We start from the raw sequence: 12,570 nt of genomic DNA on the forward strand, positions 1-12,570 counted from the left end.
GGTTGAGCTGTGGATATTATTTTATTACAACGCATTAAAAACCTTGGTAAATTAGGCGATAAAGTTTCAGTTAAAGCTGGTTACGGCCGCAACTACCTTATCCCTCAAGGTCAAGCAGTAGCAGCTACTGAAGCTAACACTGCTGCTTTTGAAGCTCGTCGCGCTGAACTTGAGAAAGCTGAAGCTGATGTTTTAGCTGCTGCTCAAGCACGTGCTAGCCAATTAGACGAAGTTAACATCGTAATCACTGCTAAAGCTGGTGACGAAGGTAAACTATTCGGTTCGATCGGTACGCGTGACATCGCTGACGCTTTAACTAATGCTGGTCTTGTTGTTGACCGTGCAGAAGTTCGTTTACCAAATGGTGCGCTTCGCCACACTGGTGAATTCAACATCGCAATCCAATTGCATCATGATGTTGTTGCTGAAGTTCTCGTTACTATCGTATCTGAGTAATTTCTTGCAAAAAAAAAGGGCATGCTCACGCATGCTCTTTTTTTATCTCTAAATTTTCTCACTTATCAATTCCAAGCCCACATTAGGCTGAAATTTTGATACTATCTTTACCCCAGAGTGCGTATTATTGATGACATTATCATGATGCTCTGCACTTCTATCTGCATTATTCTTTCCTGCATTTATCTTTAGGTTTTTGATATGTCTCAGGCAAATGCCACTGCTACCCCAAACTCATCCAAAGCAGACAATAAAATAAATGAGTCGAATCAACTCAAAGAATTTCGCACACCTCCACATAATTTAGCCATCGAGCAAGCTGTGCTCGCTGCACTTATGACCGTTGCCGAGTCATTCGAGCAAGTCAGTGATGTACTGAATGAACAAGATTTTTATGCAACACGCCATAAATACATTTATCGGGCAATTGAAAAACTCGCGCAAGAAAATTCGCCTTACGATGCAGTTTTGGTGAATGACTGGTTAATTAAGCAGAATTTGCTGGAAGCGATTGGTGGTGAAGAATATTTAATGCAGCTGATGGCTGACTCTCCGTCAAGTTTCTATAACCTCGAAACCTATGCCAATAAAATTAAAGAATTTTCGACTTTACGTAACATGATTAAAGTCAGTTCTGAAATCTTACAAAATGCTTATGACACCAAAGGTCGCAGTGTCGGTGAAATTTTAGATTTAGCAGAAACCAATATTTTCTCGATTGCTGAACAACACAATAACAATAAGAAAAATGCAGGTCCAAAAGCCATTAATACCGTAGTTGCCGATGTTTTTGACAAATTAAATGAACTGTCTCAAATGGAAGGTAACATTACTGGTCTAACCACGGGTTTTGTTGAATTAGATAATAAAACTTCAGGCATGCAAGCAGGCGATATGATTATTGTTGCTGCACGTCCATCAATGGGTAAAACCACTTTTGCCATGAATTTAGTTGAAAGTGTGCTATTTAACTGTGATTTACCTGCACTAGTGTTCTCGATGGAAATGCCCGCAGACTCGATTGCTATGCGTTTGATTTCCGCTTACGGCAAAGTACATCAAGGTCATTTACGTGCTGGTAAACTCGATGGTGATGAATGGTCTAAAGTCACTGGTACGATTTTACAGCTACAAGAAAAGCATCTGTATATTGATGACTCTTCTGCCCTGCCTCCAACCGAATTACGTGCGCGTGCACGTCGTATCGCCAAACAACATGGGGGAAAACTGGGCTGTATTATGGTCGACTATTTACAGTTGATGAAAGTCCCAGGTATGGGAGATAACCGTGTGGGTGAAATTGGTGAAATTTCTCGAAGCTTAAAAGCATTAGCAAAAGAAATGATGTGTCCCGTCATCGCACTGTCTCAGTTAAACCGTTCTCTGGAAAACCGTCCCAATAAGCGCCCTGTAATGTCCGACTTACGTGAATCAGGTGCAATTGAGCAGGATGCCGACTTAATTATGTTTATTTACCGTGATGAGGTTTATAACAAAGAGTCGAAAGAAGCGGGTACCGCCGAAATTATTATTGGTAAGCAACGTAATGGTCCAATTGGTACAGTCCGATTGGCTTTTGAAGGTCAGTATACGCGTTTTAGTAACTTGTCACCTGAATACTATAGTCAGTACAATGACGAAGAATAAAAAATGGGCGTTCAGCCCATTTTTTATTTAACCCTGAATACTTAAAATAACGCTACCATAAGACCGTCTTTATCGAACAAAACCGATAATCCATACATTTAAATAGAATAAAGCCATGAAATAAGATGGGTATTTGATTTTTATAGGTCTACAATAACTGACATATTTTGTGGATATTTACCTGAACGGTAATACCATGCCATATTTCTGATTCGATGACTTGAAATAAAACCATTGTTTTAATCTTGCCATTCTCTGTTCCCAAAGGAGTCATTCGGGTGCGCCAAGCAACAGTTTGTATTGATCAATCAGCACTTCAATATAATTTAAACCGTGTCAAACAACTTGCCCCTAAGGCAAAAATCGTAAGTATGGTGAAAGCAAATGCTTATGGACATGGGATCAAAGACTGTCTTGCAGCCTTAAATAGTAGCGATGCTTTTGGTGTCGCCTGCTTGCAAGAAGCATTGGAAATTCGTGCTTTAGGCTATGAACAGCCAATTACATTAATTGAAGGGATATTTTCCGCTGATGAAATGCAGACCGTCATTGCAGAAAAGCTGGAATGTGTTGTACATCAGCCACAACAAGTGAATTGGTTACTGGCCCATCAAGAACAATACACTGCCCTTGGACTCAAAGTCTGGATTAAGCTCAATAGTGGCATGAACCGATTAGGTTTTAAAGCCAGTGAAATTATTGCTGTCATTAATATCTTAAAAGCAGCAGGCTTTACCTGCGTATTAACCATGCATTTTGCCAATGCTGATGCCGACCACCCTTTAAATGAACAACAAATTGCTCAGTTTATTGATATAAAACAAAGTTGTGCTCCAATTCTTGCTTCATGTTGTAATTCAGCTGCAATTTATCGTTGGCCTGAACTCCATTTCGATTATGTGCGCCCAGGCATTATGTTATATGGCGCAACACCTTTTGCTGATCGGACTGTAAAAGATTTAGATCTACAGCCTGTGATGACTTTGAGTGCAGAAATTATTGCATTGAGTCATATTCAAAAAGGCGAAAAGGTTGGCTATGGTTCAACGTATACCGCATTACAAAACACGGATTTAGCCATCGTTTCAATTGGCTATGGAGATGGTTACCCTCGAGCCTATGTCAAACAAAATTATGTTGTGATTCAAGGGAAAATGCTTCCTGTTGTTGGACGTGTCGCAATGGATATGGTTGCCATTGATGTTACTGGTTTAGGTGTTGCACTGGGCACACCTGTTGAACTTTGGGGCAAACAACGTCTAGTAGATGATGTTGCCGAAGCAAATGGTACGATTGGTTATGAGCTTTTATGCCGTTTAAGCCAACGCCCTCATCGAAAAGTTGAATAAGAAAAAATGCCTTTAGGTACTACTCTGCTTTGTGAGTGGTATCTATGGTTTCATTACTTGGTCAACTGACCTGCATCTATAACTGCTGATCTGGAATGCGATATAGCAACTGTAAAAAATTCTGTAATGATGCTTGCTGCAATAATACGGGATTAAATTTGCTAGATCCCAATTGTGCAAAAAAATGATGTATGTCTGAATGTTTACCAATATATTTCATACTCCAATCTGGAAAATGAAAATCAGTCTGTATTTGTCGTTGCGACAATATACTTAAATCATAGTGCCGCTGATCTTTTTTTATTTTATTCAATAAGCTTAAAACCGAATCTTGTTCTCCTTCTAAACATTGGAAGAAGCAACCATCTGCATAACACAATACTCCTTTAATCTTTCGTTTTACATTAAAATCTCGGGCTTCAGATAGAATGTCTCTTAAATCTTGTAGTCGTGTTTCAGAAGGTAGTTTTGCCTGACTGGCATAGCAGAGTTGGTACATTGTGATTTCCTGTCTTATTGTTTTATTCATTGTACAGATAAAAGAATAGCGCGATTTCTCGCGCTATTCCTAAGAAAATAAGTATGAAAAACTAATTAAAATAGTCATCTGAAGGATTGGGTAGATTCTGCAATCCACTGCGCAAAGTATCAGACCATTGTTTGCTTATATGTTGAAAATAAGGGTCTTCTTCAGTGATTCGTTTGCCTTCAGGAATATGTAAACTATTCTTTTTATAAATGAGTGCATCAAGCGGCATTCCTACCGATACATTTGAACGTAGTGTCGAATCGAATGAAATTAAACTACAACGTAAAGCCTCACTCAGTGGCATATCATAACTTAAGGCACGATCAAGAATTGGCTTACCATATTTACTTTCACCAATTTGAAAATACGGAGTATCACTGGTCGCACAAATAAAATTACCTTGTGGGTAAATGTTATAAAGCTGCATTTCGGCTTGACCGATTTGACCCCCAACCAACAAACTACAGTAATAATTACTCTGTTCCTGCGTATTTTCAGTCACATCTGCAATAACTTTTTGCAGAGTGTGTCCAACCAATTCAGCCACTTCAAACATAGTATTTACACTATACAAATTGGGTATTTGTTGTAATTCCAAATGGTTCTTTAGATGTCCAATGACTGCCTGCGTTGTGGCCAGATTACCTGAGGTTTGAATCGTAATAAAACGTTCGTTTTCAATTCCAAAAGTATAAAGCTTTCGAAATACTGAAATATGATCTACGCCAGCATTCGTACGCGTATCACTGATAAAGACGAGACCATCTTTTAATCTAAGCGCACAACAATAAGTCATCTCTTCCCCTTAACTTACATTAACATGCAAGTACTTGAACAATTGAGTGCATCGTTTCAACTCCCCCTTTTTCGCGCACTCCACGAATTGGGGCAACATCCCAATAATCTCGACCGATTGCCACATAAATATGCTTATCTGGGCTAAAGATCTGGTTACTGATATCGAAACAATACCATGTGTTTCCCAGAAATACTTCTGCCCATGCATGACTGGCAAGGTGTGATGTATTTGGCACAAATAAATAACCTGAAACATAGCGTGCTGGCAAGCCCAAAGCTTTGCATAAAGCAATAAAAACATGACTATGATCTTGGCATACCCCCTGACGATTATGAAATACTTCAATGGCAGAGGTATTGACTGAAGTCTGATTCGAAATATAGGGAATATGCTGCAAAATGGCTTCAGACAGTTTCACCAAATTTTCATGGGTTAATTCTGGCACGAAGCGATGAGCAAATTCCTTCATTTCTGCATTGCACATGGTTGTTGGCGTTGGTTGCAAGAATTGATAAGGATTCAAATGATCCGTCAGACTCATCACAGAAGGCTGCTTATTCAGCTCAACAATCCCTTGTGCCATAACCGTCATTTGCTCATAAGCATAACGTTGTGAACTGGTAATCCAGATGTTATTGAATGCGTCTCTCTTCGTACAACGCTCACCTGGCACACTCACATCCCAGTAATGCACTTTCTGATGCGTATTATTAAATGGCGTCATTTTAATATACTGAATGCTATTACACGCCTGTTCAGTATATTGATAATGAGTTTGGTGATTGATCATGAGTTTCATGCATTCACCTCAAATAAATATTGAATTTGGTCACTAAAGTTATAAAAATTTATTTGATCAGGTTGAGCTTTAAGTTGTTGCCAAGCTGTATCCAAACTGTCCCATCCCATTCGCTCCAAAACTTCTATAAGTGCCGAAATTTGCTGTAAAGTTTGTGTCTGATCTTGCTTTAAGCGCAGTTGTCGATCTAATTGCTCTAAAGTTTGCCCCAAAGAATAGAATAAGAAAGTTTCTTCAGGCTCAGCTTCTAGCACTTCACGACAATCTGCAATCACATCACAAATACACGTCGAACTCGCGCTAGCATTCCGAATATATTGATTTAATTCTGCATAGGTTTTTGCAGAAAAAACGCCCCTCAATTCTTGAACATTGTCTTTGGCAAACTGAAACTGTTGAATAAATGAATAGGGTTGTTCTGGGTCTAATACCAGTTCATTGAGTGAGCTTGCATCAAATGCAGGTAAACAGAAAGCATGTGCATAAGACACCGCCTTCTGGTCATCTATAAATGGAAATTGCTGGCATAAATATTCAATACGCGTTAAATAACGACCTAACCAAAAAATTTGTTGTGCATTCGTGCTGAGTAAAATCATGAAATTGCTCCTTCATCGTTTTGGTTAATTATGAATGTAAATGATCGACAACCCATGTATCTTTAATGCCACCACCTTGTGAAGAATTCACCACAAGAGAGCCTTCTTGCATAGCCATGCGTGTTAAGCCACCCGGTACAATTTCGGTACGATAAGGTGAACTCAGGACAAATGGTCGCAAATCAATGTGACGTTCGGACAGACCTGTATCGCTTAACATTGGACAAACCGACAAATCTAATGTGGGTTGGGCAATGTACAAATGTGGCGTTGCCAAAATTTTATCCTTAAAAGTCGCAATTTGCTGTGCAGAAGCATGTGGCCCGATGAGCATGCCATATCCTCCTGAACCCTGTGCTTCTTTCACAACCAGTTGAGCTAAATTGTCTAATACATATTCAAGATCTTTACTTTCACGACACTGATAAGTCGGCACATTTTTAAGAACAGGCTGTTCAGCTAAATAGAACTGAATCATTTTATCGACATAAGGATAAATAGATTTGTCATCTGCAACCCCTGTACCGGGTGCATTTGCAATCACCACATTCTTTTGCAAATAGGCAGACATCAAACCTGCAACGCCAAGTGTACTGTCAGGCATAAAACACAATGGATCGAGATAATCATCATCAATACGTCGATAAATTACATCAACCTGTTGTTTGCCTCGCACCGTTTTGACATAAACCTTATCGTTTTCGACGTAAAGATCACGCGATGTTACTAAAGGCACACCCATTTCCCTTGCCAAAAAGGAGTGTTCATAATATGCGCTGTTAAAACGACCCGGAGTTAAAATCACAATGAACGGATTATCGTTAAACGCATTTTCGGCCAATATTTCTTTCAGTAATAACGGATAATGTTCAATACCTTGCAAGTTATTTTGCAAACATAATTCAGGCATTAGTTTCTGACTGATTTTTCGGCTTTCCAACATATAAGACACACCCGATGGCGTTCTTAAATTATCTTCAAGCACATAGAACTCACCATGACGATCTCGGACAATATCAATGCCGCTAATTTGGCTGTAAATTTTGCCTTTTAAGCTCTGATTACACATATGTGGCTGAAAAGCCTCATGCTTGAGAACTTGTAGTTCAGGCACAATACCTGCTTTAAGAATATCTTGCTGATGATAAATATCATGTAAAAAAAGATTCAAGGCTTTGACGCGTTGTGCACAACCGAGTGAGATTTTATTCCATTGCTTTTTCGCAATTACCCGAGGGATCACATCATAAGGAATAGTACGCTCTGTTCCTTCTGCTTCTCCATAGACCGTAAAGGTAATGCCTTCATATAAAAAATGTTCTTTAGCATGCTGATTTAAAGCGTGTAATTCGTCTATATTATATTGCGACAACCAATGTTCAATTTTTGCACATGCAGTTTCCGAAACGGCATGATCATCCAACATTTCATTAAAAAAAACCGAATTTGTTCGCTCAAAAAGTAACTGTGTTTTTTCCTGCGGTTTTGCTACACCCTCCACTTTTACTGTCAATTGCTTACTATTCACATCTGGTGATAAACCGTTTAACTCTACAATCTCTTTTTCTTTAAGCATATGACCCTCTTTATAGTTATAGCCAAACTCATTTTTATTAAGCAATAAGAATGCCACTCCTTACATCCCTTATGCCGAGTCCTTATTAATTCACGCTTTTAGTCCGTACTCAATATCATTTCTGCTTGATCTTGTGCCTAAAATTATTGAACTTTCTTTGCCTGATTCGTTGAGAAATGCTTGCCAATTGGGTTAGGTTTTTTTATTGTGTTTAACACTGTTTTATTAATTACCAACTTATTTGTTGTTATTTGAATTATGTCTGTACAAGAAAAAGAAACATCGAATAGCCTTTATCGACAATGGCAAATCCTTTCCCGCCTTTCCGCAGGAAAATGGATGGGTACACGGGAAATACAGGAAATTTTGCAAAGAGAAGGCATCGATATCAGCTTGCGCACCATCCAGCGTGATTTGAATCAGATTTCGCAGCGATTTCCAATTGAGAGCAATAAAACCGTCCCTCAAGGATGGCGTTGGCGTTCAGATGCACCGCTTCAAAGCCTGCCGCATATGACCAGTTCTCAAGCTGTGACTTTTATGATGGTAGAGGAGCACTTAAAGCACCTTTTGCCTCCAAGCTTACTCGAAGAGATGAATCCGTGGTTTGATTTGGCACGTCGCAGTTTATCCACCCAAAATAATGTTCGCCAATGGATTAATCGGGTTCGTATTGTGCCTGCCAATCAACCTTTGATTCCGCCCATGGTTGATCGTGCCGCACAGCAAGCCATTTATGAAGGCCTATTACAAGACAAGCAATTGGAATGTGTTTATCAAAAACGCCCTCAAGCAGAAGAAAGCATTTATACATTGAACCCTTTGGCATTGGTGCAAAAAGGTGCAACGATTTATTTAATTTGTACTCGTTATGATAAAACCGATATTCAGACTTTTGCTTTGCACCGTTTTAAGTCAGCTAAAGTGCTAGATTCCCGCGCACTACATCCTGTCAATTTCGATATTGATGCCTATATTGACTCAGGTGCACTTGGATTTAGAGTTGACTATAACAAACCTACAGATCATGTCGCTTTAAAACTGACCATTCCAGAATGCGAGTCACATTATTTTGAAGAAAGCCAATTAAGTCGAGATCAGGTGATTACACCTCTTGAGCATAATCTGGTTCAGATTTCTGCAACTGTTCCTTTTACTTCTCAACTCACGTGGTGGCTACGCAGTTTTGGTAATAAAATTCAGAAAATTGAGCCTGAAGAAGTTGAACGTGCAGTCCGACAACAAGACTGAAATGCTAATTTAATAAAGTGACACGCAAAAAAAGTCCCAACCATTGGGACTTTATACTTTTATTGTATTTATCTGTTTTAATTTATAATCTTGCAAGGTTAGAGCCTTAGACATTATGTTTCTAAACCCCATTTCATAGTGTCTACATGAATTGTATTTTTTGCTGCACATGGAATGTTTCAGCAAGCAAGTTCTCCTCGGTTGTATCGAATAGATTTAATGGTCATCACTGGTTTCTCCGCGTGGTTTAAGTTCATTGAATATACTGAATCTTTCACCGCACCTGAAATAAGCAATTGTTCCGATCAAATCATATTTTCTGCTTAAATGAATTTATGCAAATGACTAACTCCCGTGATGATAAATACAACCGTCATCCTTACATTCATTTCATTCTATTTTAGCAATCAATATTCTGTTGTTTTTCAATCCAAAGTTCTAAACCTTGAAAAGTTTTAAAATCATCCACGGCTCGTACATTTAGATGTGGACTACGCTCCAATAACATTTTACTTAAAGCATTGCCTGGCCCAATTTCTAACACAATATCGGGTTGATTTTCTTGTATAGCGGTTAAACATGAATCCCAATCTATGGCGTGGTTCATTTGATCAATCAGCGCCTCAACGGCATCACTGGTTTTATAATATTTATGCCCGCCTGAGCCACTAATGATAGCCACTTCCAAACGATTAAACTGATGTTGTTGTAAAACCTGCCGATAAGGAGCTACAGCACAATTCATTAAAGAGGTATGGGAAGGAATACTGACATTCAGTCGTTTCACCGAATGTGTTCCCACCTGTTCAAGTTGTTGTGTCAATTGCTGTAAATTTGCTTCTAGACCACCGACAATAAAATGACTATCGCTAATTTTTATTGATAATTCAGTCGCAGTCTTTGCCAGAAGTAGTTCTAATCCGTTCCAATTTATTCCTTGAACAGCCAATAAACCACTCGACTCTTGCCCAGCCTCCGACATTAACATGCCTCGCTGTCGGGCTAAATACAGTCCTTGCTCAAAACTAATTTCGGTTGAACAAATCAGTGCGCTCAGCTCACCCAATGAATAACCTGAAAAACTGATGATTTCATCCAGCTTATGCTTTAACTTTTGCCAGCGACACCACTGTAAGGCAAAAATGAAAGGTTGAGCAAAATCGTTAGAATATAAGTCTGCTTCGGATAAATTTGGATTAAATAATGTAGGTAAACATTGTGTGAGCTGTGAAGTGACATTCAACTCAGTCGCAAGATCTTTTAATTGCTGAACATGAGCTAAGTTCTGCACCCCTTGCCCACTAAATAATATTGCGAAATTCATGTTCCACCTTCAGCATGAACAAAGTCACCCCCAATAAGTCTGCACTTCCACCGGGGCTAAGATGATGTTGAACAAAGTAATCTTCCACTTTAGATACATCTTGCATCCAATTGTGTTGTAGCACACCGCCTCGCGCTAAAAACTGCTTCGCCAAATCTTGCACAATATATAAAGCCGATAAACCGCCACGCCAAACAATATTGGTATCTTGCAGATGAGATATTAAGGCAAATAAAGCTTGAAGCGATGCACGCTTTTTATCCTCTGTTTTTGCATAAATTTCTAAATAGTGTGGAACAGCAACATCTAACACTGTTTTAAAGCCTGAAGCGACTTCCTCAATTGCACCTGTAATGCCGTATTGACTGCGCATCCGTTGCCCATGACTGTTGGGATTACGCTCTAGATGATGCAGTAATTCCTCTTGCCATGTTTGCTGAATCATACGCCCAATGGAAATCGCATTCACTGAAACATCTTGAGCTAAGCATTTTCCTATCGCTGCACTGGCAAAGCCTAAATTAAAAATTGCCCCTTTATGGGTATTAATTTGCGTGGTTGCAGTCATCATTTTTTGTTCAGCTTGAATGCCACATTGCTGAATATTTTCAAAAGCAACGTGCTGATAACCATTCAAACATTGGGATTGAAAATAACCGTGTAAAGCATCAATACTGCGCTGAAATAATGGAAAATCCATATCGGTATGACTGCCCTGCGAAGTTGGACACACCAAACCGGGCTTTTGCTCTAAACTCACTTCTTCATAAAGTGCTGTTCGCGCTAAATGATCTAATCGCATTGCATACTGTGAAATGTCTAATAGACTTTCATGCTTCTGTATAATCTGCATCTTCAAGCGTCCCTTCTAATAATTGTTCTAATCTCAGTATATCCACCCGCTGCAATCCTTTTACAATAATGCTCTGCGATTGGTCTGGATAAATCATCAGGAGTTCATTAAACGATACATGCCAAGCTGGGTGTATTTGAATTTCTCCATCCAAACGTATCTGGCTCAGGGCTTGAGCATGTTGAATCAGATTTAAAATCTCGGGAATTTGTGTTAAATTTTTTGGATATAGCACCAAATCTAAGTCTGATGTCGGACGTACATAAGCTTCTTTGCTAAGGTATTCATACGCATAAGACCCATAGACATACACTTCGCAACCAAGCTGTTGCAAAGCCTCCGCAAAATCATGGATTACCGTATCTGAAAAGGTGTTTTCATGCTCTTTTAAGAGCGTATGTAAAGATAGCGGTCGTGTGATCAGTTCAATTTCATTAATGTCAACTAAACAAGCAACCCGATATTTGCAACCCTCAACCAAGCAGTTGATCGCCAGCTTAACCTGTCCATCTGCCGAACTTTCCTGCCGACATACTGTCATTGGAATGTGCTGATTCAGCAACTGATACACTTTTTGTTTAGCAGGTTCAGGTAAAGTACTATCCAAAAAATGTAATGTTGCCAAATCGTAGAGATAAGCTAAGTCATGACGATCCATTTTCTGCTCCTTAGCTGAGTGCCACTTTCTCGACAATTTGATTACAAAGCATACGACCTTGACGCTGCTGTCCAACGACACGGCGCTGATCTGTAATATAACTTTCCAGATGTTGCTGTTGATTGAATAATGCTTGACTCACCCAATCGCTGTCCAAGTTTTCCCATACAGCGTTGATTGCGCCCATCTTGTAGAAATTTTCGACCCCTGGCGCAAAGATGGCTGAGCTTTGCGACAGTTGTTTCAGTTTTTCTACAGGAATTTTGGTCACACGTGCCATCGCGTTCAGGTCCATGACTTTGACTTGAGAATCGCTCAGTGCATAGACTTCGTTGGCCATTAAGCCATAAGAAAGGAATCCGCCACTGACCGCTTGACCGAAAATAATAGCAAGATTGGCATGTCCACTACGGCGTAATAGATCTACACAAGATGCCAAATGTGCAAAAGTACGGTTGAGGCATAGTAATTCATCGGCACGGGAAAGATCTTGTCCTTGCGTATCCACAATAAAAACTACAGGAGTTTGGTCACCTTGTTGCACCAATTTTAAAATTTCAGAAGACAACTGAATAGCAATGTCTTGATTAATCGGCGCAGCATTAACCGTACCCAAAATCCGTACTGGACCCGCTTCGGTTTGCGCATTGCCCTTAATTACATAACCTTCGATCTGATAATCCAGTTGATGAGGAAACAACTGTTGTAAAAGTAATTCTGTATTCATGTG

Annotated in this window: 13 protein-coding genes; 4 read left to right on the plus strand and 9 right to left on the minus strand. The window is 39.4% G+C overall.

The genetic code is table 11. The features are described 5' to 3' along the window. Window positions 1-9 precede the first annotated feature (9 nt). From rplI to alr, 3 genes are all read left to right on the plus strand, one after another. The gene (rplI, locus tag E0H94_RS10240) at window positions 10-456 is read left to right on the plus strand and encodes a 50S ribosomal protein L9 (protein WP_116759545.1); all 447 of its coding nucleotides are present in this window, start codon (window positions 10-12) and stop codon (window positions 454-456) included. Window positions 457-657: 201 nt separating this feature from the next. Further along, window positions 658-2,103 carry a replicative DNA helicase gene (gene dnaB / locus E0H94_RS10245; RefSeq protein ID WP_116759547.1) on the plus strand — a complete coding sequence of 482 codons (1,446 nt, stop codon included), beginning with the start codon at window positions 658-660 and terminating at the stop codon, window positions 2,101-2,103. Between the two features lie 278 nt (window positions 2,104-2,381). After that, window positions 2,382-3,452 carry an alanine racemase gene (gene alr, locus E0H94_RS10250; RefSeq protein WP_131326433.1) on the plus strand — a complete coding sequence of 357 codons (1,071 nt, stop codon included), beginning with the start codon at window positions 2,382-2,384 and terminating at the stop codon, window positions 3,450-3,452. Between the two features lie 76 nt (window positions 3,453-3,528). Here the strand turns inward: alr and E0H94_RS10255 are convergent, their stop codons facing one another. From E0H94_RS10255 to E0H94_RS10275, 5 genes are all read right to left on the minus strand, one after another. Next, window positions 3,529-3,951: a BLUF domain-containing protein gene (locus tag E0H94_RS10255; RefSeq protein WP_131326434.1), complete on the minus strand. Its 423-nt coding sequence runs from the start codon at window positions 3,949-3,951 to the stop codon at window positions 3,529-3,531. Between the two features lie 91 nt (window positions 3,952-4,042). Then, the gene (locus E0H94_RS10260) at window positions 4,043-4,777 is read right to left on the minus strand and encodes a proteasome-type protease (protein WP_131326435.1); all 735 of its coding nucleotides are present in this window, start codon (window positions 4,775-4,777) and stop codon (window positions 4,043-4,045) included. A 19-nt stretch (window positions 4,778-4,796) separates the two neighbouring features. After that, window positions 4,797-5,579, minus strand: coding sequence for a transglutaminase family protein (locus E0H94_RS10265; RefSeq protein ID WP_131326436.1), 783 nt, complete (start codon window positions 5,577-5,579; stop codon window positions 4,797-4,799). Beyond that, complete coding sequence (locus tag E0H94_RS10270) at window positions 5,576-6,178, minus strand: alpha-E domain-containing protein (RefSeq protein ID WP_131326437.1); 603 nt, start codon at window positions 6,176-6,178, stop codon at window positions 5,576-5,578. The genes E0H94_RS10265 and E0H94_RS10270 overlap by 4 nt, the downstream gene beginning before the upstream one ends. Before the next feature lie 28 nt (window positions 6,179-6,206). Then, on the minus strand, window positions 6,207-7,754 hold the full coding sequence (locus E0H94_RS10275) for a circularly permuted type 2 ATP-grasp protein (protein WP_131326484.1): 1,548 nt from the start codon (window positions 7,752-7,754) through the stop codon (window positions 6,207-6,209). A gap of 258 nt (window positions 7,755-8,012) precedes the next feature. Here E0H94_RS10275 and E0H94_RS10280 point away from each other — a divergent pair, with 258 nt between their 5' ends. Further along, window positions 8,013-9,005 (plus strand): helix-turn-helix transcriptional regulator, encoded by a 993-nt coding sequence (locus E0H94_RS10280; protein ID WP_131326438.1) that lies wholly within the window; start codon window positions 8,013-8,015, stop codon window positions 9,003-9,005. A gap of 400 nt (window positions 9,006-9,405) precedes the next feature. On the opposite strand, the gene E0H94_RS10285 is transcribed toward E0H94_RS10280, so the two are convergent. The 4 genes from E0H94_RS10285 to mdcE are packed head-to-tail and all read right to left on the minus strand — an operon-like array spanning window position 9,406 to window position 12,567. Beyond that, window positions 9,406-10,329: an acyltransferase domain-containing protein gene (locus E0H94_RS10285; protein WP_131326439.1), complete on the minus strand. Its 924-nt coding sequence runs from the start codon at window positions 10,327-10,329 to the stop codon at window positions 9,406-9,408. Further along, the gene (gene mdcB / locus E0H94_RS10290; protein WP_131326440.1) at window positions 10,307-11,182 is read right to left on the minus strand and encodes a triphosphoribosyl-dephospho-CoA synthase MdcB; all 876 of its coding nucleotides are present in this window, start codon (window positions 11,180-11,182) and stop codon (window positions 10,307-10,309) included. The genes E0H94_RS10285 and mdcB overlap by 23 nt, the downstream gene beginning before the upstream one ends. Continuing rightward, complete coding sequence (gene mdcG / locus E0H94_RS10295) at window positions 11,160-11,840, minus strand: malonate decarboxylase holo-[acyl-carrier-protein] synthase (protein WP_131326441.1); 681 nt, start codon at window positions 11,838-11,840, stop codon at window positions 11,160-11,162. The genes mdcB and mdcG overlap by 23 nt, the downstream gene beginning before the upstream one ends. Before the next feature lie 10 nt (window positions 11,841-11,850). Then, window positions 11,851-12,567, minus strand: a complete 717-nt coding sequence (gene mdcE, locus E0H94_RS10300) for a biotin-independent malonate decarboxylase subunit gamma (RefSeq protein WP_131326442.1) — start codon at window positions 12,565-12,567, stop codon at window positions 11,851-11,853. Between the last annotated feature and the right edge of the window lie 3 nt (window positions 12,568-12,570).

Source organism: Acinetobacter sp. ANC 4173 (assembly GCF_004331255.1).
Lineage (GTDB): Bacteria > Pseudomonadota > Gammaproteobacteria > Pseudomonadales > Moraxellaceae > Acinetobacter.

Coding starts and splice junctions, on each gene's coding strand:
- E0H94_RS10275 (WP_131326484.1), bottom strand. CDS start 7,754: ATGCTTAAAGAAAAAGAGATTGTAGAGTTAAACGGTTTATCACCAGAT.
- E0H94_RS10280 (WP_131326438.1), top strand. CDS start 8,013: ATGTCTGTACAAGAAAAAGAAACATCGAATAGCCTTTATCGACAATGG.
- mdcB (WP_131326440.1), bottom strand. CDS start 11,182: ATGCAGATTATACAGAAGCATGAAAGTCTATTAGACATTTCACAGTAT.
- E0H94_RS10265 (WP_131326436.1), bottom strand. CDS start 5,579: ATGAAACTCATGATCAATCACCAAACTCATTATCAATATACTGAACAG.
- mdcE (WP_131326442.1), bottom strand. CDS start 12,567: ATGAATACAGAATTACTTTTACAACAGTTGTTTCCTCATCAACTGGAT.
- E0H94_RS10285 (WP_131326439.1), bottom strand. CDS start 10,329: ATGAATTTCGCAATATTATTTAGTGGGCAAGGGGTGCAGAACTTAGCT.
- mdcG (WP_131326441.1), bottom strand. CDS start 11,840: ATGGATCGTCATGACTTAGCTTATCTCTACGATTTGGCAACATTACAT.
- E0H94_RS10260 (WP_131326435.1), bottom strand. CDS start 4,777: ATGACTTATTGTTGTGCGCTTAGATTAAAAGATGGTCTCGTCTTTATC.
- dnaB (WP_116759547.1), top strand. CDS start 658: ATGTCTCAGGCAAATGCCACTGCTACCCCAAACTCATCCAAAGCAGAC.
- E0H94_RS10255 (WP_131326434.1), bottom strand. CDS start 3,951: ATGTACCAACTCTGCTATGCCAGTCAGGCAAAACTACCTTCTGAAACA.
- E0H94_RS10270 (WP_131326437.1), bottom strand. CDS start 6,178: ATGATTTTACTCAGCACGAATGCACAACAAATTTTTTGGTTAGGTCGT.